Below are 21,743 nucleotides of genomic sequence, written 5' to 3' on the forward strand. Positions count from 1 at the left end.
GCTATCCGCCCCTGGACCTGGACCAGCGCAAGCGCTGGACCCGGGGTCGATGAACTGCGCGATGCGCAGTTCATCGAACAGGCCAGGTCAAGACCAACGACGATCCTGCCCACCAAGACAGCAGCGCTGACGATTCAACGGGCCACGTGCCCGTCGCCAGCGTGCAACGCACCTTCCTGGTCTTGCCACCGGCCTGTGGGAAGAACTGCGCATCGCGCAGTTCTTCCCCCTGAGGTCCAGGGCTTGCCCTGGTTCGGGTCGAGGGGCGAACAGCCCCCGCGGGGCCCGGGGCAGCGCCCCGGCGCGGCGGCCCCAAGAAGAGACCAATGCTCAGCCCTCCGGCGGTGGCACGCTGCCCCACGCGCCGGTGCCTGTCAACCCGCCTCCCAAGAGCCCTCATGTCGGAGATTTACAGAACCAGACCTCCCTGTTAGGGGGGGTGATGGGCGTCACCGCGTTCCTCGAGTGCTACGACTCCGAAAACTTCGACCCGGCCTCGGGCGGCACCGGGCTCTTCAGGACCAAGGGCCTCCTCCCGCCCGCTTGGTTTCTCTTCTTCGACGCCGCGGACTTCGCCTCCGTGCGCTCGCAGCACGATGGCAGCACCTACTCGCTCCTCCGCCGCCCCGCGTCCGCGGCCGCCGCCCGCGCCCTCGAACGGCTCGAGGCGCTGAAGCCCCACATCACGCCGGAGCTCGACGCCGTGCTGCGCTCGTTCCTCGCCGCCGTCGAGAAGGCTTGCGCTCCCCGCGGTCTCGGCGTGCTCGTCTTCAACACCCACCGCTTCGAGTCCACCCGGGCCGAGCTCATCGCTTGTATCGGCTGGTTCGACGCGTTCGCTGCAAAGGGCTACTCCGCTCGCCTCGCCACGCGCGCCGAGTCGATCTTCGACCCCTGCGACGGCCTCGACTTCGACGAAGACGACCGGAAGCTCGACGTCGGCAACCCAGACGCGCTCTGCGGCTGGCCCTCCAGCGTGACGGACCGGGCGCCCCCCGTCGTTCCGAAGCCGCCCCCGCCCAGCGCGGACGCCAATTCTCTCGACGCCATCCTGGCGCGCCTGTGGGCCCATCCGGCGGACCTCGATGTTCGCCTCGCCTGCGCGAAAGAGCTGACCGCCCTCGGCGACCCTCGCGGCGAGTTCATCACCCTCGATTGCGCCGAGAAGCTCACCCACCGAAAGCTCAAGCGTCACGAGCAGCTCCTCGACGACGAGCGTGTGCACCACCCCTTCCGCCGCGCGCGTACCTTCCACCAAGGCCTTCCGGTCGCGGTGGAGTGGAATGCTGCGCCCGGCGATCCCCTCGTCGGCCACCCTGCCTGGTCCACCGTCGAGAGCGTGATCTTCTCCGGCCCTGTCGAGCTGCTCCCGCCCGTGCGCCAGCTGCAGGCGACGCCCGCGCTCATCCGCGCCATCGACCGGCCGGTGCCCTACGTCTCCATCTGCATGAGCGACGACAAGGACCCCGCGGCCTGGGCGGCGCTCGAATCCACCGAGCGCTTCCCGAACCTCGTCGAGGTCCGCGTCGTCGAGCCCGCGACCGTCTGGCTCCCCGAAGCGGGGCAGCGGCTCATCGCGCGGAGGCCCTCGGTGCGGCTACACGCCGGCTCGCCCCTCGTGCCACTCCCTCCGCTCACGCCCCTCACGGCCGAGGAGCACGCCGCGCGCGTCGCGCGATGGACGAATCCGCCGGCGGCCCGCTTCCTCGAGGGGCCTCGCTACGACAACGGATTCAGCTGACCGGTTCACGGGCTCCGATGCCCGCGGCACCTGGCCCGTCCTATCCGGCCGTGGGAGGGACCATCGGAACCTCAACGCGCTTCACCTTCGGTCGTAGGGGGGACCGTCCGAACCTCAACGCGTATCACTTTCGGTCGTGGGAGGGACCATCGGAACCTCAACGCGTATCACCTTCGGTCGTAGGGGGGACCGTCCGAACCTCAACGCGTATCACTTTCGGTCGTGGGAGGGACCATCGGAACCTCAACGCGTATCACCTTCGGTCGTAGGGGGGACCGTCCGAACCTCAACGCGTATCACTTTCGGTCGTGGGAGGGACCATCGGAACCTCAACGCGTATCACCTTCGGTCGTAGGGGGGACCGTCCGAACCTCAACGCGTTCTACATCACACCCTTCCCGTCACCCACGTGACCTAGCCGGGAGGCGACATCCATCCCCTCCCGAGTCTTGCCGAAACCTCGACCCCCTCCCAATTCGACCGGCGTGGCTCGCGAGTTCGGGTCCCCCAGCCCCCCCGACCTCACGCCGCCCAGCGCCCCCTCCGCCTGCGCCTGCGCACACACTCCACCTCGACAAATCGCTTCCCCCATCGAATCGTAGTCCCCATGCCTCCGCTTCCGCTCACCCAGCCGCGCCCCCAGCGTCCCCTCCTCCTCAGCGGACTCATGGGCTCTGGTAAATCCACCATCGGCCCCCTCGTCGCCGCCCAAGCTGCGGTCCCCTTCCTCGACCTCGACGCCGTCATCACCCAGAACACGGGCCGCTCTGTCCCGGCCCTCTTCGCGGAGCCCGACGGCGAACCGGCCTTCCGCGCCCTCGAGGCGGCCACCCTCCGCGGCCTCCTCGCTTCCCCCGAGCCGCGCGTCATCGCCCTCGGCGGCGGCACCCTCCTCGACCCCGAGCTCCGCGCGTTTGCCCTTGCCCACGCGCACGTCGTCACCCTCACGGCTCGACCCGACACCCTCGCCGCGCGCACCGCCGGCCCCGGTCGACCCCTCCTCGACGAAACTCCCGACCGCCTCGCGCGCCTCCGCAGCCTCCTCGCCTCCCGCGCGCCCGTCTACGCCGAGGCCCATGCCCACATCCGGACCGACGATCGCTCGCCCGCCGACATCACCGACGCCGTCCTCCAAGCCTGGCTCGACCCCACCCTCGTCGTCCCGCTCGGCACCCGTTCCTACCCGGTTCGCCTCACCCACGACGCCCCGCGCACCCTCGCCGAGGTCGCTCGTTCCCTCGCGCCTTCCGCCGTCTTCGTCGTCACCGATGAGAACGTCGCGCCCATCGCCCTCGACCCGGTCCTTGACGCCCTCCGCACGACCGGCCTCCGTGTCCCGGCCACCGTCGTCCTTCCGCCCGGCGAAACCCACAAGCAGATGCCGGCGGTCGAGCGCATCCTCGCCGCCCTCGTCGAGTCCGGCGCTGACCGCGAATGCCTCGTCGTCGCTCTCGGTGGCGGCGTCGTCTCCGATGTCGCCGGGTTAGCCGCGTCCCTCCTCCTTCGGGGCGTCCGGTGGGTCGCGATGCCCACGACCTTGCTCTCGATGGTCGATGCGGCCGTGGGTGGAAAGACCGGCGTCGACCTCGGGGTCGCCAAGAATGCCGTCGGCACCTTCCACCAGCCCTCGGCTGTCCTCATCGACCCGGCGCGCGTTCAGACCGAGTCCACCCGGGCTTACGTCTCCGGCCTGGCCGAGGTCGTCAAGGCGGCCGCCATTGCCGACACCTCCCTCTTCGAGCTCGTCGGCCGGGAGCGCGAGCGCGTCCTCGCCCGGGACCTCGACCTCGTTCGGCAGATGGTCCTCGGCGCGGTCCGTGTGAAGACCGCGATCGTCATCCGGGACGAGCGCGAGTCCGGCGACCGCGTCCTCCTCAACTTCGGCCACACCATCGGACACGGCCTCGAGGCGGCCGGCGCGTATACCCGCCTCACCCATGGCGAGGCCGTCGCGCTCGGCATGATTGCCATCCTCCGCGTCGGCCGTGCCCTTGGTGTCACCGACGCTGAGGCAGCGACGCGTGTCGAGCGCCTCCTCGTCGACCTCGGCTTGCCCACGGACCTCACGCGTGAGCCGCTCGACGAGGCGCTCCGCCTGGCCTCGCTCGACAAGAAGCGCACGGCTTCGGGGATTCGGGTCGTCCTCCTCGAAGGCCTTGGGCGACCTCGCATCGAGCTCCTCTCGCTCGAAGCGTTGGGGCGCCTCCTTCATGCGGGGATGCAGAGCGTTTCCGTCTGAACCCTGCGGATCTTTGCCGGCCCGGCGGCTTTCTCGATACACTGACGGTTGACCTCAGGCGTCGAGGGAGGCTCCTCCACCATGAAGATCCAGCGAAGGCATATTGGCGGTGTGGCCGCGCTACTGGCGCTCGGCGGTTTGCTCGGTGCGGGGTGCGCGGAGAACCGCAGCAGCCTCTTCGTCCGTGGCGCGCTCGTGTTCGACACCGACACCTGCGGGGTCGTCGCTGAGACCACGGCTCCGACCCTCTTGCGTGGCACCCTCGACGTGGCGTTCGCCTCCGAATACAACGCCGCGCTCCTCGTGGGCAATCAGCTCGTCCGGCGCGGCAACGCGGCGACGCTTCGCACGGAGACCTCTCGGGTCCAGTTCGAGAGCGCCGATGTGCACACCTTCGACGCTGCGGGCAATGAGCTCGGCGCATTCACGGCGCCGGCCACCGGGTTCGTGGACCCGTCCACGGGGGCCGAGCCGGGGCTTGGATTCGCCAACGTCGTCCTGGTCGACTCGGGCACCTCGGCGGCAGCGCTTGGAGCGAGCGGGGGGAGCGGCACGCCCGTCGAGGTCCTCGCCAACGTCATCATCCGAGGGCGGACGCTGGGCGGGGAGGAAGTCGCGACGGGCGAATGGCAGTTCCCGATCGACGTGTGCCGCGGCTGCCTCGTGTTTTTCCCGCCGGAGGCTGACGACCTGTCCACGCCCGAGCGAGACTGCTTCAACCCGGCCGACGCACCGTCCGGCTTTTGCCGCCCCGGGATCGACAACGCGGTGGACTGCCGACTTTGCAGGGGCCTGGACCCGGTTTGCGACTCCCCGTCTCTGTGAGGGCGCACCGCCCCCAATGTTTCACGTGAAACATCCCCTCGAGACCCGTCATCGCACGGGTCTCGTATCCTTCGAGCCTCCCCGAATCGCGTTGTAGAGGATCTGGAACGGCAAGCTCAACGCCACGAGGTCGAGCTGCGCGCCTACCACGATCGACGTCTCCCGCGAAGGCCCGAGCCCGTACCGGAACTGCGCCAGCAACCCGGCCGCGATCACGTACGAGGCGTGGAAGTTGTAGCTGCGGGTTCCCCAGAACAGCGCGCCCGCGACCCCCGGCTCGAGCCCCTGCACCGGCGCGTACCGACCGTACCCGCCCACCGACACCACGAGGGGCAACGCCTGCAGCACCGGGAACAGCGTCGACACCCCGGCCCCGAACTGCACCTCGTCGAAGGCGTGCGTCATCACCTCGGCATAGGGTCCCACGCCGAAGTCGGTCACCTTGCTCCGACCGAACAACACGTCCCCCCGCAGCCCCAGGTGAAAGACCGTCTGGTCCCAGATCTTTCGATCGAGCCCTCGCCCGGCCGCTCCGATCGTCAGCCCGACCGTCCCTTGCGGCTCGGCCCGCGCCTCCACCCCGAACGCCAGGCATCCCGCGAGCACCGCCCCGCCCACGAACGCCCGCCCAGCCAACCCAAACCGCTGCAAGCACGCCCGCCTGCTTTCCATCTTCTTCCCATCACCCACCCTCCCCCACGCCGTCAAGCAGCCCCCACGTTTCACGTGAAACATCCCCCCCACCCCCCAAGCGATCAGCGTTGGGAGGGAGGGTCGGAGGTGGTGGCCACCCGGAGGGGCACGAAAGAGAACCGAGCGAGGTACACCCACCTCCGAGCCTCGCGAGGCGGTCCAGTGCCAGGGGCCACCCCGCCTCCGGATGCACCCACCCGAGCGAGACGTGCGGGCGCCACCCCGCAAAGAACCCCACCCGTCCAAATCCAACCAGAACAACCCCAAGTGCCCCTCTGGGTGGCCACCACCTCCGACCCTCCCTCCCCGCCTCGCATCCTGGTTCCCCGCATGGTACCGTCCCCTCGCCATGGGTGGCCGTCAGGTCCAGCTTCGCATTGGCGGCCAGACATATCGGGTCGTCACCTCCGCGTCCGACGACGAGCTCCACCGCCTCACCCTCATGGTTGAGGAGAAGCTCACGCAGGTCGCCGGTCCCGGCCGCATGGTCAACCCCCAGGCTCTCCTCCTCGCGGCCCTCGCCCTCGCGCACGACCTCGAAGAAGAGCGCGCACGCCATAACGACCAGATGGCTCGCACCCGCATTGCCTTCGGCCGCATGCTTGAACGCGTCGACGCTGCGCTCGGCGCCATCGAGCCCGGCGCGGACGCATCCGACGAGGACGACCGATGACCGAGCTTGGCGCCCTTCGCCATCTCGCGGCGGAGATTGCGACGCTCGAACAGGCTGGACTGCTTCGCAAGCCGAGCGCGCCGCCGCCGTCGGGATGCCTCGTCCTCTGCTCGAACGATTACCTCGGATACGGAACCGACCCCTGGCCTGCGCCCGCCGAGGCTCCCTCCGGCGCTGGCGCTTCACGCCTCGTCAGCGGGCATCATGCCGAGCATGCGCTCGCCGAGCAGACGATCGCCACCTGGCTCGGGTTCGAGTCCGCGCTCCTGTTCTCGTCCGGGTACGCGGCCAATGTCGGGACCATCTCGGCTCTTGCCCGGCCGGGGGACGTCATCGTCTCGGATGCGTTGAACCACGCCTCCATCATCGATGGCTGCCGCCTCTCCGGGGCCAAGGTCGTTGTCGTTCCCCATCGGGATGCGGCTGCCGCCGAGGCTGCGCTCGAGCGGGCGCAGGGTGCGCCGCGGCGATGGCTCGTCACCGAGTCGTACTTCAGCATGGATGGCGACTCGCCCGACCTCGTTCGGCTCCGGGCTGCCTGTGACCGATGGGATGCCGCGCTCGTCGTGGACGAGGCCCACGCGGTCGGGACGCTCGGTCCCGAGGGTCGAGGACTTGCGGCGCGGGCGGGCGTTCGGCCGGACGTCCTCGTGGGGGCTCTCGGAAAGGCGCTCGGGCTTCAGGGTGCGTTCGTGGTCGGACCGATGGTCCTCCGCACCTGGCTCTGGAATCGTGCCCGTAGCTTCGTCTTCTCCACGGGCATCAGCCCCGCCCTCGCGGCCGCCATCCGGCATCGGGTCCTCCGCGTCGCTGCCGATGACGAGGCGCGCGCTCGGCTCGACCACATCATCGACCGCCTACGCGCCGGACTCGCCTCCATCATCGGTGATGCGCTCCTCCCCTCGCATGGGCCCATCCTCCCTTGCTTCGTGGGTCCCCCGGAGGAGGCCGTTCGCATCTCGCTTCGCCTTCGCGAGCGTGGGGTCCTCGTCCAGGCCATTCGCCCCCCGACGGTCCCGCCGGGCACCTCGCGCCTTCGCGTCACCGCGCACGCGCGCCTCACCGACGCGGACCTCACTCGGATCGTCACTGCCTTCGCGGAGGGCTGGAAGCCATGAGCCGCATTGTCGTCATTGGAACGGGCACCGGCGTCGGGAAGACCCACGCGGGGGTCGCCCTCGTCGCTGCTCTTGCATCGGCTCGCGTCTCGGTCGCAGGCCTCAAGCCCATCGAGTCCGGCGTCCCGTCCGAGCCTTCGTCCACGATCGCGACCGACGCCTCCGCGCTCGCGGCGTTCAGCACGTTTCACGTGAAACATCCCCTTCCCTACGCGCTGCCGGATCCGGTCTCGCCGCACCTGGCCGCGCGTCGCCTGGGGATGCGCATCGATCTGGGTCGCGTGGCCGAGTGGGTTGATGCGCATGCGTGCGCGGAGGTGCTGGTCATCGAGACGGCGGGGGCGCTCCTGTCTCCGCTCGGGCCGGGGCTCGTCAACCTGGACCTCGCACGCGTGCTGCGACCCGATCACTTGTTGCTTGTCGCTTCGGATCGGCTCGGCGTGCTCCACGATGTCGCGGTCACGCTGCATGCGCTGCGCACGATGGCCGCGGACCTGCCGGCGCCGCTCCTCGTGCTTCAGCCGCCCGCGGTGCCGGATGCGTCCACCGGGACGAATGCGGAGGAGCTCGTGGAGTTGAAGATCGTTCCGAGGCTGGTCGTGTTCCCCCGGGCCGAGACGACGGCGGAGGAGACGAGGGCGGCGGCGAAGTGGGTGCTCTCGACGCTCGCCCTCGAGGGCCAGAATCAGAAGGCGTAGAGGACGCTCCCGCCGAACCCGGGTCCACCCGACGTCGACCTTCGCGCCTGGTAGCCCCCTCGGAGCTGCACCGAGAACCCGCGCCCGAGCGCGATGCCCACCTCGCCGATCAGACGCACGCCGTATGTCTCCGCGTTCGGCATGTCCGTCACCTCGACGATCGGCGACACGAGCACGCGGTCGCCCGCGACCAGATCGAGCCGGCTGTAGAACCGATTCCCGAACGGCGCGCTGTCTCCGAGGCCGAGCGACTCGAACCCGAGGATGAGCTTCGAGCCGTACGGGTCGCCGATCAACGTCGACGCCCCGAGGCCGACCGAGAAGCCGATCTCCGTGACGCTCGTCTGGAGCTCCGTCTCCAGGTGCCAGAGGTCGAGCACCCGGAAGCGGATACGCGCCGCGCCGAAGTTCAGGCCGACCTTGTACCGCTCCTCGTTGTACTCGGAGAGCGGCACGAGCGACCAGCCGCGCACGAGTCCCAGCCGGAAGCCGAACTCCGACACCGTGCGCAGCGGCCGGTACGTGTAGCTCGCCTCCACCCGGTAGTACTGCTCGTCGACCGACGGCACGACCTCCTCACCTGGCTGGCAGGTCGCCTGACCCGCCGCGCATGGTATCGGTATCGTGCCCGTCGTGGTCCCGAAGCCCACGTACTCGCCCGCCACCCCGACGACCGAACGACGTCCGCCGAGCCGACTCAGCGCGGCTCGCTCCTTCGCATCGGTCCGGTCCTCGATCACGCTGACCGGGTGGAGCTTCTGCCGTGACGCGAATGCCGAGAACCGCGTCCCGTTCGTCTGCTCGACCTCGATCGTGTAGCCGATCCCCGGCGCCTTGAGCGCTTCGCCCGGGATGACCGCGATGTAGCCCCTCTCGCCGCCCCGCTGGAATGGCACGGCCTTCATCTCGCCGAGCGACGTCTGGTAGACGGCGAGCACGTTCCGGATGAGCTCCGCGTGCTCGAACGACGCCTCCAGCACGAGCTTCGTGCCAGGTTCCGCGCTGGCGATCGGCGCGTGGTGGACGCGCGGCGTCGTGGGCTTCGGCGTTTCGCCCGGCGGGATGTCCTCGGCCTTTTGCGCCTCGGCGTCACGCGCCGCGAGCGACAGCGCGACCGCGGTGAACACGGCCAGGGTCTTCACGAAGGTTCGCGTCACCATTCGTACCCCACTGCTCCGCCGAAGCCCGGCCCTGCATGGTTGATGGTTCGGCCCTGGAACGACACGCGCGCCGCGACGACGAACCCGGGCGTGAGCCGGTAGCCCACCTGAATGATCCCGCGTGCGCCGACCTCGCCTTCCTCCTGGGACTGCGTGGGCTCTCCGTTTTCGGTCGGTGACCTGTAGCTGCTCGATCCGGCTGGCTGGTTCGTCACCTCGGTCCGGACGAGGATGGGCACGCGCTTGAAGGTGTTCAGCTCGAGCTGGGTGAAGCCGCGTAGACCGACGCCGCCGAGCAGCTCGCCGCCGAGCACCAGGTTCGTCTCGCGGTCGTTGCCGATGCGGAAGAGGATCTGTCCGCCGCCCGAGATGCCGTCGTCGAGCAGCCCGATCGCCATCCTGCCGATCACGCCGAACAGCCGGTGGAAGCCGACCTCCGTTTCGAGGTAGCCGTAGGTCAATCCGACGGGGCGACCCGAGAGCCCGAGCGTATCGAGATCGTTGAGCGAGCCGCCGACGCCGCGGTAGACGCCGAACCCCGTGCGCAGCGCGCGCACGCCGGTGTCGCCGTAACGGAGCCCGAACGTGCCTTCCGTTTGCCAGACGCGATCGTTGCCCTTGAGCCCGTTGTAGTCGGCGAAGTCCGTGAGCAACACCGCCGAAGCGATACGTTTCTCAGGTTTCGCGATCTTGGGCGCGTCCTGGATCTGGATCCGCTCGGGAGCGCTCGGCAGGCCGACGACGGCTTTTGCGGCGCCACTCGCCATGGTCGCCTCGATGAAGTACTCGATCTCCTCGGGCACGAGGCGGTCGCCGGGCACGGTCGCGGCCCAGTAACCGGGACCCGCGCTCGTCATCACGAACGGCGTGTACGTCTGTTTCCCCTTCGTCCGCACGTGCAGGATCGCGCCCGTGGCCAGGTCGTCGAGCTCCACCGCGAGCTCGAGCGGCGTGCCTTCGACCGCTGCCGTTGGTCGCGAAAAACTCACGAGTGAAGGCTCGGTCCGCGTGGTCTGCCCTTTCGCGGGCGCCGCCTTCGACCCGGGTTTGCCATCGGCTTCGATCAGCCGGCGTAGCGACGCGGCCTCTTCATAGAGCACGCGTGCATAACGACCGTTCGGTTTCTCCCGGACGTAATCCTCGTAGGCCTTGATGCGCGTGACGAGGTCGGCGCCTTTGAGCTTGTCGAACATCGTGGCGATCACGATCGCCTCGGGATCGGCGTCGCCGGCGGGCATCTCCTTCGCCTCCGTGGTCGTGGAGGCGTCGGGCTTTGTGGGCTCGGGTTTGCCGGGGGCCGGGGCTTTGCGCAGGATCACGAGGTCGCCCTTTTCGGGGGTCCGCGTGAGCGTGCCGGTTGCCGTGGCGATCGACATCGAGGGCCGCACTTGCCCGAGCTCGAGGGTCCCGATCCGGAATCGGTCGGAGATCACCTTGCCCGTCACGGGGTGTTTGAGCTTCAGCGGGCGCCAGATCTCGACCGTCGCCCCCTCCGTCGCTCCTTGGGTCGAGCCGAGGTCCAGGATCAGCTCCTCGCCTTCCTCTTCGAGGGCGAGCACCGTCCCCGTGATCTCGGTCGGCGCCGCGTCCGAGGCGGACGTTTTCGTCTGCGCCCCGGCGCCCGTCCCGATTCCGAGAAAGCAGAGCGCGGCCAGCGCCGCAACGAGGCGCGCCCTCGTGCTCCCCCGGTTCAAACCATTTTCGAGTTCGAACACGCTACGATCGATCTTTATCGAATCGAATCCAAAAAGAAAAGAAAATACCGGCTGACGGAAATTCGACACACCGAGGTCGATCGCCTCTTTCGCGCGAATCCGAATTCGCGTTCATCGTCACCGCCCATTCGCGGCAACGATCCATTGTGTGGTTTTTCGGCGATACTCAACCGGTAACGCTATCGACCACCCGGCCCCGGTCGAGCACGAGGCGCGCGCCGGCCCGCTCGCGAAAGAGCTCCGGCTCGTGCGAGACCACGACCACGGCCGCGCCCCGCGCGACCTCCTCATCGACCACGGCGAGCAGCCGCGTCACGCCCGCCTTGTCGAGACCGGTCGTCGGCTCGTCGAGCAGGACCAGCGAGGGCTCGTGCGTGAGCGCCCGCGCGAGCGCGATGCGTTGCCGCTGTCCGCGCGAGTACGTCCGGACCGGCCGCTCCGCGAACGCGCCAAGCTCGAAGCGCGACGAAGCCCGCGCCCACGCCTCCGCCGCGTCGAGCCCCACGAGCCGCGCCGCGAGCTCCACGTTCTTCCGACCCGACAGGTCCGGGTACGCCATCGTCTCGTGCGAGACCCAGCCAATCTCGGCGCGCACCGCGAGCAGGTCATCGCCGAGCGGCTCGTACACGACCGTGCCCGCGGTCGGCTTGATCACCGTGCCGAGGATGCCCAGCAACGTGGACTTGCCCGAGCCGTTCGCGCCCTCGACGACGAGCAGCCTGCCGAGCTCGATCGTGAGACTGACGCCGCGCAAGGCCACGGTGGGGCCGTAGGCCTTGATGAGGCCCTTGCCGACGATGCGTGTAAGGCGTGGCGTTCGGCTCATCCGACGCGGCTCACGACCCCTTCTCGGGCACCGGCGGCGCCGGGAACGGGCGCACGAGCGTCGGTCGCTCGTCGGAGAACGAGGGCCGGTCGACGAGTGTGCGCTCGTCGTCGTCGTCGTCGGTCACGGGGCGCGCCGGCGGGACGGGGCGCGGCGGAGGCGGCGGCAAAGGCGCGGCCGCGTGGACCGGGATGGGCACGGACGCCGGGGGCGGCGGCGCCGAAGGCGGCGGCAGCGGCGCGGGCGGAGGCGGCAGCCACGCCTGGCGACCGCTGCCCACGCCCATGCTCGCAAGCTGCCCGGCCGGCATGGTCGACGGCGGGCCCGAGGAGGCGGATGCCTGGGCCGCTTGCTGCTGCGCGGGGTGCGACGGCGGCGGCAGCGGCAAGGGAGGCGGCAGCGGCGCGGGCAAGGATGGCGCGCCTGCGTGCGGCGCGGTGACGGTCGTGGGCGGGCCGAAGCGGGTCGACGGCGGACCCGCGTTGCCGGTGCCCTGCTTCGACGAGCGCGGCGGCGCGATGGGCAGGCCGAGGTCCTTGCGCGAGAACGAGAGCACCATCGTCTCGTCGTCGTCCTCCGCGAACGACATCTTCGCCGGCGGCAGCGGCGCGCGGCGTGACGGCGGCGGCGCCTCGGGCTCGAGGGCGCGTCGCAGGCCGTCCTGGAACTCGGGGGCGTTCTGGTAGCGGTCCTCGCGCATCTTGGCGAGCGCCTTGTCGACGACGCGCTCGAGCCCACGCGTGATGTTCGGACGCACCTCGGAGAGCGAGCGGTGCTTCGAGGTGAGGATCTGTACGAGCAGCGCGTTGTAGTTTCGTGCGACGAACGGGCGGCGGCCCGAGAGCGCTTCGTAGAGGATCACGCCCGCGGCCCAGAGATCGACGCGGTGGTCGAGCCCGCGATCGCCGCGCGCCTGCTCGGGCGCCATGTAGTACGGCGTGCCCATGACGATGCCGGGCATCGTGAGGTCGATCGACGTGTCCTCGTCGATCGTCTTGGAGATGCCGAAGTCGAGGAGCTTGGCGATGGGCGGTACGCCCGCCTTGCGGACGAGAAAAACGTTCTCGGGCTTGAGGTCGCGATGGATGATGGCTTTTGCGTGCGCGGCCGTGAGCGCGGAGAGCACCTGGTGCATCACGTCCGCGACGTCGCGTTCGGGAAGCGCGCCGTCGCGCTTGATGCGCTGGTCGAGCGTCTCGCCGATGAGCCGCTCCATCACGAGGTAGGGCGTGCCGTCTTCGAGGCGGCCGAGGTCGTAAATCTCGCAGATGTTCGGGTGACCGATCGAACCGGCGATACGCGCCTCGTGCTTCAGCCGCGCGACCGAGTCGGCCTGCTGCGCGTGCTTCGGGTGCAGCACCTTCACCGCGACGATGCGGCCGATGGCCAGGTGCTCGGCCTCGTACACCGCGCCCATGCCGCCCTCGCCGAGCAGCGCCTTCACGCGGTACTTGTCGCCGATGACGTGGCCCACGAGGTCACGCCGCGCGAGCCTGTGCGAGCTCTGCGAGGAAGGGCCGTCGCGGTTCGGGGCGGCGCCGGGCTGTGCCGGGCGAGCGTTCGCGGCGGGCGCGAGGGCGGGCACGCGGGGCGACGGGATGCCCATGGGTCGTGGAATGCTCGGCGCGGGCGGGATGAACGAACGCGGCGTGTGCATCGCCGGGCGCGACGGCAGACTCGACCCTGGCCCGATGGCGAGCCCCGTCGCCGGGCAAATCACGAGCCGTTCGTCATGCCGGATGCCGCAGTGGCGGCAGCGGAGTTCGCCCATCGCGAGAGCCCTACGTTCGGCCATTCCGTCGCGCGCGGCCACTGCAAAATCGCTCGGCGATCGCGTTTTCGTTCCCACGGCGCAAGCTCACGAGCGCGGGCGAGCCCGTGACGCACTCGGTACGCATCGGTACGCAGGTGCTCGTCTGGTCAGTCCGCGGCGCCTACAGCCGGACGGGGGCAAGCTGGGGATAACTTCCGGTGATCCCAGGGTCTGCCTTGGGGAGAGAACCGGGCTCGGCCGTCCCCCCGTCGAGCTCTCCCCGACCCGACCCCGGGGTTGCCCCGATTCATCCACAGGGGGGTGGCTCCGTAAGTCATCGAAATCATAGGTCGATCCAGAGTTTTCCCCATCGTCCACAGGCTCTACGATGACGACCTGATCTAGATCTAAAGATCTTCCCTAGATCGGAGGGGAACCGGTGAGCTTGGTCACGTTTGCCTCGGTCATCTTTTCGACCTTCGCCCCGCCGATAACCCTGCTAAGAGGGACCGACCCGCTGCTTTCCCGCCGCGGCGGAGTTGAAGGGCCATGGACCTCGTCATCGCGAAGAAAGATCTGCTGCGCCTCGTCGACCGCTGCCAGGGCGTCGCCGACAAGAAGAGCGCCATGCCGGTGCTCGCCAACGTGCTGCTCGCCGCCGACGGGAACGCGCTGCGCGTTTCCGCGACCGACCTCTACCTCGCGGTGAGTGGTCAGACGGCGGCCGAAATCGTGAGCGCAGGCTCCGTGGCCGTTCCGGCGAAGGACCTGCTCGACCGCGTGAAGGCCATGCCCGACGGGCCCATCCAGGTGACCGCGCGCGAGGGCGCGCAGACCGTCATCAAGGCCGTCGGCTCGCCCCGCCGCTACACGCTGCACGGCATGCCCGGCAGCGAGTTCCCCCAGCTGCCGAAGCCCGCGCCCGACGCGCCCTCGCTGGAGCTACCCGTGGAGCTGCTCTCGCGGCTCATCGAGCGCACGCACTTCAGCATCTCGACCGACGAGACGCGCGCGCACGTGAACAGCGCGCTCTTCGAGTGGGCCGGCCACCGCGTCCGCATGGTCACGACCGACGGTCACCGGCTGTCCAAGATGGAGGTCACGCTGGAGGGAACGAGCGCGACGGCGACGATGCTCATCCCGCTCAAGGCCATCCACGAGCTGCGCAGGCTCACGAGCGGCGTCGACAAGGAGACGCCCACGGTGCACATCACGCAGAGCGGGCCGAACGCGTTTTTCGGCGTCGGTGGCATGACCTTCTCGGTGAAGCTCGTCGACGCGCAGTTCCCGCCCTACCAGCAGGTCATCCCGAACGTGAGCGACCGGAGCATCCGCGCGCCGCGCGCCCAGCTCGCCGAGGCCCTGCGCGCCGTCTCGCTCGCCGCGAGCGACCGCACGGGCGGCGTGAAGCTCACGGTCACGTCGCGCGCGCTGCGCATCACGAGCGAGAGCCCCGAGAGCGGCAACGGCTTCGACGAGGTGCCGATCGACTACGATGGGCCCGAGGTGACGATCGGCTTCAACGCGAAGTACTTCCTCGACGTGCTCGCGGCCATCAACGACGACGAGGTCGTCCTCGGCGTGTCGGGCGAGCTCGACCCTGCGGTCATCCGTCCCGCGACGGAGTCGGCGGCGGAGAGCTATGTCTCGGTCATCATGCCGATGCGGATTTGAAACGCGGTCGCTACATGGGGCGCACGTGCGTACCCTCGCCGCGCCCCGTCTCCGAACCACCCTCACCCGAACCCCTCTCCCGCCGGGAGAGGGGTGAATCTCGATGAATCGCCTCGAGCTCGAACGGCTCACCGTGCGCGGCCTTCGCGTCCTCTCGCGGGTGGACATGGAGCCCGCGCCGCGGCTCAACGTCGTGTGGGGCAACAACGGGCACGGCAAGACGAGCGTGCTCGAGGCGATTTACTTCGCCGCGACTTCGAAGAGCTTTCGAACGGCACGCGTAGGCGAGCTCGTGCGGCACGGCGAGCAGGCGGCGAGCGTGAAGGCGCGCTTCGTCGAGCGCGGCGGCGCGCTGCCGGCGCTGTCGCGCGAGCAGACGGCCGCGGTGCAGGGCAAGAGCGTGACCGTGCGCATCGACGGCAATCGGCCGCGCGCGCTCGTCGAGTACGCGACACGCTCGCCCGTCGTGGTGTTTCATCCCGAGGAGCTCACGCTGTCGAGTGGACCCGCGCAGGGACGGCGCACGCTGCTCGACCGGCTCGCGCTCTTCACACGGCCCGAGAGCGCGGACGCGCGCGCGCGGTATGCACATGCGCTCAAAGCACGGCAGGAGCTCCTGCGGCGCGGCGCGGACATACCTTCGAGCGATACACGTGAGCTCGATGCGTTCGAGGAGCTCTGCGCCGAGCATGGCGCGGCCCTCACGCGGGCGCGCGCGGCCGCGGCCGAGGCGCTCGTGGTCGAGCTCGCGAGCGCGTTCGCGCAGATCGCCGCGCCCGACCTCCGCCTCGAAGCGCGATATGCGCCGGGAGGCTCGGCCGACGTGGAAACCGCGCGCGGCGAGCTTGCGCGGGGCCGAAAGCGTGATGCGTTCCGCGCGTCGGCGGGGTTCGGCCCGCATCGCGACGAGCTCGAGCTCTTGCTCGATGGGCATCCGGCGCGCGTGGTCGCGTCGCAGGGACAACATCGCGCGCTCACGCTCGCGCTGAAGGCGGCCGAGACGGCGACGATCGCCAAAGAGCGAGGCATCGAGCCCTTGCTCTTGCTCGACGACGTTTCGAGCGAGCTCGATCCGGAGCGCACGGGCGCGCTCTTTTCATTCCTCGCGCTCCATCGCGGTCAGATTTTCCTGACGACCACGCGCCCCGAGCTCATACGCGCCGAGGACATATCGGCCGACGGACGGCGTGACTTCCGCGTGTTTCGGGGCGAGCTCGACGAGGGCGCGGGCTGACCTCCGGCAGTTTCGGAGCGCCTCGACCACGAGCGCGCGAAACGGGCACCAATCGGGCGTGATTTCCTCACGAAAAGGGCCCCGCCGAGCTTGCCCAAGAGGCACAAAAAGGCTAGATTTCCGCGACTCCAAACGGCCCCCGCGCGCGTGACATCAAGGCGTCCGCGCTCGGCCCGAGGAACCTCTCGATCCGCGCAGACGTGCGGGTCGGAACGAACCGATCGGCCAGACGCTCGGGAGCCGAAAGCACGAGACCGATGACGACCGAACCGACGAGCATCCAGCAAACCGAATCCAAGACGACCGCGGGCCAGGCTTACGACGCCAACAGCATCACGGCGCTCGAAGGCCTCGAAGCCGTGCGCAAGCGCCCGGGAATGTACATCGGTGACGTGCACGACGGCTCGGGGCTGCACCACCTCGTCTGGGAGGCCGTGGACAACGCGGTCGACGAGCACCTCGCGGGGCACTGCACCGAGATTCGCGTGACCGTGCACTTCGACGGATCGATATCCGTGGAGGACAACGGCCGCGGCATTCCGGTCGGCATGCACGCGAGGGGCGTGAGTGCGGCCGAGGTCGTGATGACCGTGCTCCACGCGGGCGGCAAGTTCGACAACGCGAGTTACAAGGTCAGCGCGGGCCTGCACGGCGTGGGCGTCTCGGCGGTGAACGCCGTCTCTGAGTGGTTGAAGCTCGAGATCAAGCGCGAGGGCAAGGTCTGGTACCAGGAGTACGAGCGTGGCGTGCCGCGCAAGCCTTTGAAGGCCCTCGGCGAGACGGACCGGACGGGCACGAAGGTGTCGTTCAAGCCGGACGTGCAGATCTTCTCGGTGACGGAGTTCAATTACAACATCCTCGCCAATCGCCTGCGCGAGCTCGCGTTCTTGAACGCCGGCCTGATCATCAACCTCGAAGATCAGCGTCCGACCGGCCGTAGCGAGACATTCCACTACAAGGGCGGCATCGCCGAGTTCGTCGCGCTCCTGAACCAGGCGCAGGAGGCGATTCACGACGACGTCATCGCGTTCGTGGTCGAGGGCCAGGCCGAGGCGGCGGGCAACGGTGGCTCGAAGCCCGTGCCGCCCATCACGGTCGAGGTCGCGATGCAGTGGAGCGGCTCGTATACCGAGCAAATCTATTGCTACACCAACAACGTCCACAACAAGGACGGCGGTACGCACCTCGCCGGCATGCGCTCGGCGCTGACGAAGACGATCAATCAGTACGGCAAGGCGCAAAACCTGTTCAAGGAGCTCAAGCAGGAGCTCGCGGGCGAGGACATCCGCGAGGGCCTGACCTGCGTGCTCAGCGTCAAGCACCCCGACCCTTCGTTCGACTCGCAGACGAAGTCGAAGCTCGTGTCGAGCGAGGTGAAGGGCATCGTCGAGCGCGCCGTGACCGACAAGCTCGGCCAGTATTTCGAGGAGCACCCGCAAGGCGCGAAGAAGATCATCGAGAAAGCGGTGCTCGCGGCGCGGGCGCGTGAAGCGGCGCGCAAGGCGCGTGAGGTCATCCGCAAGGGCTCGCTCGACATCACCTCGCTCTCGGGCAAACTCGCCGATTGCCAGTCGAAGGATCCCGAGAAGAGCGAGGTTTACATCGTCGAGGGCGACAGCGCCGGCGGCAGCGCCAAGATGGGGCGCGACCGCCATTTCCAGGCGATTCTGCCGCTCCGTGGCAAGATTCTGAACGTCGAGCGCGCGCGACTCGACCGCATGCTGAGCTCGGCCGAGGTCGGCACGATCATCACGGCGCTCGGCTGCGGCATCAGCGGCGTGCGCACGACGCGTGGCGAGGGCGAGGACAAGGATGACGATGGGATCGAGCTGAACAAGCTCAAGTACCACAAGATCATCCTGATGACCGACGCCGACGTCGACGGGTCGCACATTCGCACGTTGCTGCTCACGTTCTTCTTCCGGCAGATGCGCGAGGTGATCGAGCAGGGTCACCTCTACATTGCGCAGCCGCCGCTTTATCGCGTGCGCAAGGGCAAGAAGGACATCTACCTGAAGGATCAGGCGGCGCTCGACGAGTACCTCGGCAGCAATGCGGTCGAGGACCTCATCCTGTCGTCGGAGGGCCGCGCGCCGGTGCCGTCCGCGGTGCTGCCGAACCTCGCGAAGCGGCTCAAGCAATTCAAGATTGTCCTCGGCAACCTCGACAAACGGTGCGATGCGCGCATGGTGGCCTCGCTCATCCGCGCGACGGGTTTGGGGCAGGAGGATCTGCGCGACGAGGCGAAGGTCGAATCGGCGCGGGAAAAGCTCAAGGCGTACCTCGAGCGCCGTTATCCCGACATGATGCCGTTCAAGGTCGTCTCGTCGCTCGACTCGGAGCACGGCGCGCATCGCATCACGGTGACCCCGCGGCCGGGCGCTTCGAGCCGCGTGGCCGTGATCGATTGGCAGCTCCTCGGTTTGCCCGAGTACAAGGACGCGCTCGACATCGAGCGTATGCTCGTGGAGACCGCGGGCCCGGCGCCCTGGACCGCCGTGTCGAAGGGCGGCAGCGAGTCGAAGCTCGAGACGAGTGAGGCGCTCATCGAATACCTCGAGGAGCGCGGCAAGAAGGGCATCACGCTCGGCCGCTACAAGGGTCTCGGCGAGATGAACGCGGAGGAGCTCTGGGAGACGACAATGAACCCGGACGTCCGCACGTTGCGCCAGGTGAAGATCGACGACGAGACCGAGGCCGCGCGGCTCTTCGCGATTCTGATGGGTGAGCAGGTCGACGAGCGGAGGCGCTTCATCGAGGTGAATGCGCTGAACGTGAAGAACCTCGATATCTGACGGGGGCAAACCCCCAAGCACAAAGCCCCCTCGGCGCTGTTCGAGGGGGGCTTCGTTTTTCGAAGGGTTTTACTTCTTCAGCATGTTGTTCGGGCCGCCCTTGGCCCGATCCTTGGGGACGGGCCTCTGCCACGAGGTGCCGTCCACGTTACGTCAGTTCGGTCCGCCCTCACAAACGCCGCTACCCTGGGCGACGTTGTTGTCGGTCCGGCATTCGTGCCACGCGTGCGGCGGCGATTGATCATCGACGATCACGAAGATCTTCTTCGACCCATCGAGCACGCCGGCCGGCGGCATCGGGAGGGGGAGCGTCACGTCCTCGGCTTCGGCCGGATAAAGCACCTTCGTGGTCATGACGGGGCTGCCGGGCAGCGGCACGCCGCCGTTTGCCGGGTCGTCCAGGTAAAACCCGATGTTCACGCCCGCCGGTACGCTCGCCTCGCCGATGTTGCGCACGCGCGCGATGAGCCCGTACGTCGGGCCTCCGCAGATCGGGAACACCGTGGCGACGAGGTCCGGCGCGGAGAACTCGCCCGAGGGCTGCACGTTTTGCCGGAAGTTGTTGAGCTTCGGCTGCTTGTAGTTCGGCTGCTCCACCGTGGGGATCGTCCCGTCCTCCTCCACGTTCGTCACGTGATACCCATGCTGATTCCACACCCGGCGCGTGCGGACCCAGTTTCCGTTTTTATCGCCGAAGATCCGCACGCCCGCCGTCTTCGAGCCGTCCGCGCAGGTAAAACTCGAATACGAGTTCGACACGACCACGATGTCGGCCTGCCCGTCGTTGTCGACGTCGGCGACCAGCGGATACTCGTAGAGCGTGCCGTTCGTATTGCACGTCTCGTAAAGCACCGTTCCGTCGGTCCCGGCATAGACGTGGATCATCTTCTCGTCGGCGTAGACGACCTCGGCCTTGCCGTCGCCCTCGAAATCGAAGACCGAGCTGCCCGTCGAGGCGGACGAGCAATCCTGGGTTTGCCGGATCCAGAGCAGCGTCTCGGCGTTCGGGATCGCGGGGTCCATGAGCTTCTTGCCGTCGAAGACCGCGTATCCAACGCCGCCGGCCATGGCCACGTCGGGCGTACCGTCGCCATTGAAGTCCGCCACCGTGGGCGGGCCGCCGCCTTGCGTGTAGCCCGTGCTGTTCGTGGGGCAGAGCGCCGGATTGAGGGTGCCGTTGATGTCGATGCCCGTGCGCACGACCTTGAAGCCGCCGGGCTCGTTCGGGTCCACGCGCCAGATCCGGAGCTCGTGGTTCGAATTGTAGATCCCGATGACCTCGGGAATGCCGTCCTTGTCGAGGTCGCCGACGGCGGGGAAACTCGCAACGAGGCTGGAGTCGACGAGGAGCGTGCCGTCAGCCTTGTAAATGCGCCTGCCCGTGACGATGTCGAGCTTGCCGTCGGCGTCCATGTCGGAGACCACGACGTTCGAGGTGTTCGCCGGGTCGAACGTCGCGACGGTCGCGCCCGTCTTTCCTTCGAGGATCTGCGATTCCACGACGACCTCGACGTCGCCGTCCTGATCGAGGTCCGCGAGCGAGGGCATGAAACACGTGCCGGGCCCGCTGAGCCAGAGCTCCGCGCCCGTCGCCGTATAAGCGCGCGCACGGCCGTCGATCGTGCAGACCACGATCTCATTGCCCGGCACGCCGTCGATGTTGCCCGCGGCGATCGAGCGGCCCGGGTGGTTCTGGCTCGTTGCGCCCGCGTTCGCGGTCCACTTCTCGACGACCTGGCCATTGACGATCGAAATGGCGTGGAGCGTGCCATTTTCGTTGTACTTGTTCGTCTGGAACGTGAGGAAGACGATTTCCGGGATGTCGCGCTCGTCGACGACACCGTCGCAGGTGTCGTCGTCGAGCTGGATCACGACGGGCGCCATCATCACGCTGTCCTGCGTGTTCGCCGCGGCCGGGTTTCCCCAGGCGTACTTGAGCACGGGCTCGAACTGGCCGACGGGCGGCTTGTACTCGCATTTCGCGAGGCAGGTGATCGGGTCGTTCGGGCCGGGCTCCATGCCGGGCGCGCATTCGGGCGGCTGCGGCAAGCATTTGCCCGTCGCCGGCGTCACGCCGCCCTGGCACGATCCGCCCGCGCCGCCGTCGGGCATGCCGCCCGGCTCGCCGAGCGCATATTCGCAGTAGGAGCCCGCGGGGCATTCCGTGGCGTCGATGCACGTCGTGCCGGGGACCACGCATTGCTGGAACGAGCAGACCTCCGCGTCGCCGCAGCAAGCCGTCCCACAGGCCTTGTCCTGCGTGCAGCACACGCCGCCCGACGTGCAGACGCCGCCGTCGCCGCAGGCCTCGCCGGGCGTGCAGCCGTTGGTTCCGCTGTCGCCGAAGAGGTCGCCGCCCTGACCACCCTGGCCGCCGCCGCCCTGACCGCCCTGGCCGCCGCTGCCGCCCGAGGAGGTGCCTGCGGAGGCGCCGCTGCCCGTCACGTTACCGTCACCGCACGAGGCGAGCGCGGCCGCGAGGGACGGGACCACGAGCGCCGTGAAAGCGAGAAAAGAGAGCCGATGTTTGCGCATGAAGGCGCATCTTCGCCGAGGGCGCCCGTCCGTGTCGATCGCGAAGAACCCGAAAAGGACTCCC

The 21,743-nt window shown here is 68.7% G+C and carries 15 protein-coding genes; 9 read left to right on the forward strand and 6 right to left on the reverse strand.

Annotation, left to right across the window (positions count from 1 at the left end; translation table 11 throughout):
• Nucleotides 1-442 precede the first annotated feature (442 nt).
• From KEG38_RS00005 to KEG38_RS00015, 3 genes are all read left to right on the forward strand, one after another.
• Nucleotides 443-1,741, forward strand: a complete 1,299-nt coding sequence (locus KEG38_RS00005) for a hypothetical protein (protein WP_272416888.1) — start codon at nucleotides 443-445, stop codon at nucleotides 1,739-1,741.
• A gap of 667 nt (nucleotides 1,742-2,408) precedes the next feature.
• Nucleotides 2,409-3,980 (forward strand): 3-dehydroquinate synthase, encoded by a 1,572-nt coding sequence (gene aroB / locus KEG38_RS00010; protein ID WP_272416889.1) that lies wholly within the window; start codon nucleotides 2,409-2,411, stop codon nucleotides 3,978-3,980.
• An 81-nt stretch (nucleotides 3,981-4,061) separates the two neighbouring features.
• Nucleotides 4,062-4,805, forward strand: a complete 744-nt coding sequence (locus KEG38_RS00015) for a hypothetical protein (protein WP_272416890.1) — start codon at nucleotides 4,062-4,064, stop codon at nucleotides 4,803-4,805.
• 48 nt (nucleotides 4,806-4,853) lie between these two features.
• Here KEG38_RS00015 and KEG38_RS00020 read toward each other — a convergent pair whose 3' ends face one another.
• Nucleotides 4,854-5,477: a hypothetical protein gene (locus KEG38_RS00020; protein WP_272416891.1), complete on the reverse strand. Its 624-nt coding sequence runs from the start codon at nucleotides 5,475-5,477 to the stop codon at nucleotides 4,854-4,856.
• 370 nt (nucleotides 5,478-5,847) lie between these two features.
• Here KEG38_RS00020 and zapA point away from each other — a divergent pair, with 370 nt between their 5' ends.
• Genes zapA through bioD form a run of 3 tightly spaced genes read left to right on the forward strand, consistent with a single transcriptional unit; the run spans nucleotide 5,848 to nucleotide 7,987 of the window.
• The gene (gene zapA / locus KEG38_RS00025) at nucleotides 5,848-6,171 is read left to right on the forward strand and encodes a cell division protein ZapA (protein ID WP_272416892.1); all 324 of its coding nucleotides are present in this window, start codon (nucleotides 5,848-5,850) and stop codon (nucleotides 6,169-6,171) included.
• A complete protein-coding gene (locus KEG38_RS00030) occupies nucleotides 6,168-7,289 on the forward strand; it encodes an aminotransferase class I/II-fold pyridoxal phosphate-dependent enzyme (RefSeq protein ID WP_272416893.1) in 1,122 nt (373 codons plus the stop codon). The genes zapA and KEG38_RS00030 overlap by 4 nt, the downstream gene beginning before the upstream one ends.
• Entirely contained in the window at nucleotides 7,286-7,987 is a 702-nt protein-coding gene (bioD, locus tag KEG38_RS00035) for an ATP-dependent dethiobiotin synthetase BioD (protein ID WP_272416894.1), read from the forward strand. Before KEG38_RS00030 ends, bioD begins: the two co-directional genes overlap by 4 nt.
• On the opposite strand, the gene KEG38_RS00040 is transcribed toward bioD, so the two are convergent.
• The 4 genes from KEG38_RS00040 to KEG38_RS00055 form a co-directional block, all read right to left on the reverse strand.
• On the reverse strand, nucleotides 7,975-9,147 hold the full coding sequence (locus KEG38_RS00040) for a hypothetical protein (RefSeq protein ID WP_272416895.1): 1,173 nt from the start codon (nucleotides 9,145-9,147) through the stop codon (nucleotides 7,975-7,977). The two genes, bioD and KEG38_RS00040, sit on opposite strands and share 13 nt — an antisense overlap.
• On the reverse strand, nucleotides 9,141-10,862 hold the full coding sequence (locus tag KEG38_RS00045; RefSeq protein WP_272416896.1) for a hypothetical protein: 1,722 nt from the start codon (nucleotides 10,860-10,862) through the stop codon (nucleotides 9,141-9,143). Before KEG38_RS00045 ends, KEG38_RS00040 begins: the two co-directional genes overlap by 7 nt.
• 166 nt (nucleotides 10,863-11,028) lie before the next feature.
• A complete protein-coding gene (locus KEG38_RS00050) occupies nucleotides 11,029-11,688 on the reverse strand; it encodes an ATP-binding cassette domain-containing protein (protein ID WP_272416897.1) in 660 nt (219 codons plus the stop codon).
• A gap of 10 nt (nucleotides 11,689-11,698) precedes the next feature.
• The gene (locus KEG38_RS00055; protein WP_272416898.1) at nucleotides 11,699-13,459 is read right to left on the reverse strand and encodes a serine/threonine-protein kinase; all 1,761 of its coding nucleotides are present in this window, start codon (nucleotides 13,457-13,459) and stop codon (nucleotides 11,699-11,701) included.
• A 531-nt stretch (nucleotides 13,460-13,990) separates the two neighbouring features.
• On the opposite strand from KEG38_RS00055, the gene dnaN reads away from it, so the two are divergent.
• The 3 genes from dnaN to gyrB all read left to right on the forward strand — a co-directional run bounded on the left by dnaN (nucleotide 13,991) and on the right by gyrB (nucleotide 19,144).
• Nucleotides 13,991-15,115, forward strand: a complete 1,125-nt coding sequence (dnaN, locus tag KEG38_RS00060) for a DNA polymerase III subunit beta (RefSeq protein WP_272416899.1) — start codon at nucleotides 13,991-13,993, stop codon at nucleotides 15,113-15,115.
• A 103-nt stretch (nucleotides 15,116-15,218) separates the two neighbouring features.
• On the forward strand, nucleotides 15,219-16,349 hold the full coding sequence (gene recF, locus KEG38_RS00065; RefSeq protein WP_272416900.1) for a DNA replication/repair protein RecF: 1,131 nt from the start codon (nucleotides 15,219-15,221) through the stop codon (nucleotides 16,347-16,349).
• 257 nt (nucleotides 16,350-16,606) lie between these two features.
• A complete protein-coding gene (gene gyrB, locus KEG38_RS00070; protein WP_272416901.1) occupies nucleotides 16,607-19,144 on the forward strand; it encodes a DNA topoisomerase (ATP-hydrolyzing) subunit B in 2,538 nt (845 codons plus the stop codon).
• A gap of 153 nt (nucleotides 19,145-19,297) precedes the next feature.
• Here the strand turns inward: gyrB and KEG38_RS00075 are convergent, their stop codons facing one another.
• Nucleotides 19,298-21,679 (reverse strand): FG-GAP repeat domain-containing protein, encoded by a 2,382-nt coding sequence (locus tag KEG38_RS00075; protein ID WP_272416902.1) that lies wholly within the window; start codon nucleotides 21,677-21,679, stop codon nucleotides 19,298-19,300.
• Between the last annotated feature and the right edge of the window lie 64 nt (nucleotides 21,680-21,743).

This window comes from Polyangium jinanense (genome assembly GCF_028435265.1).
In the GTDB taxonomy this organism is placed as follows: domain Bacteria; phylum Myxococcota_A; class Polyangia; order Polyangiales; family Polyangiaceae; genus Polyangium; species Polyangium jinanense.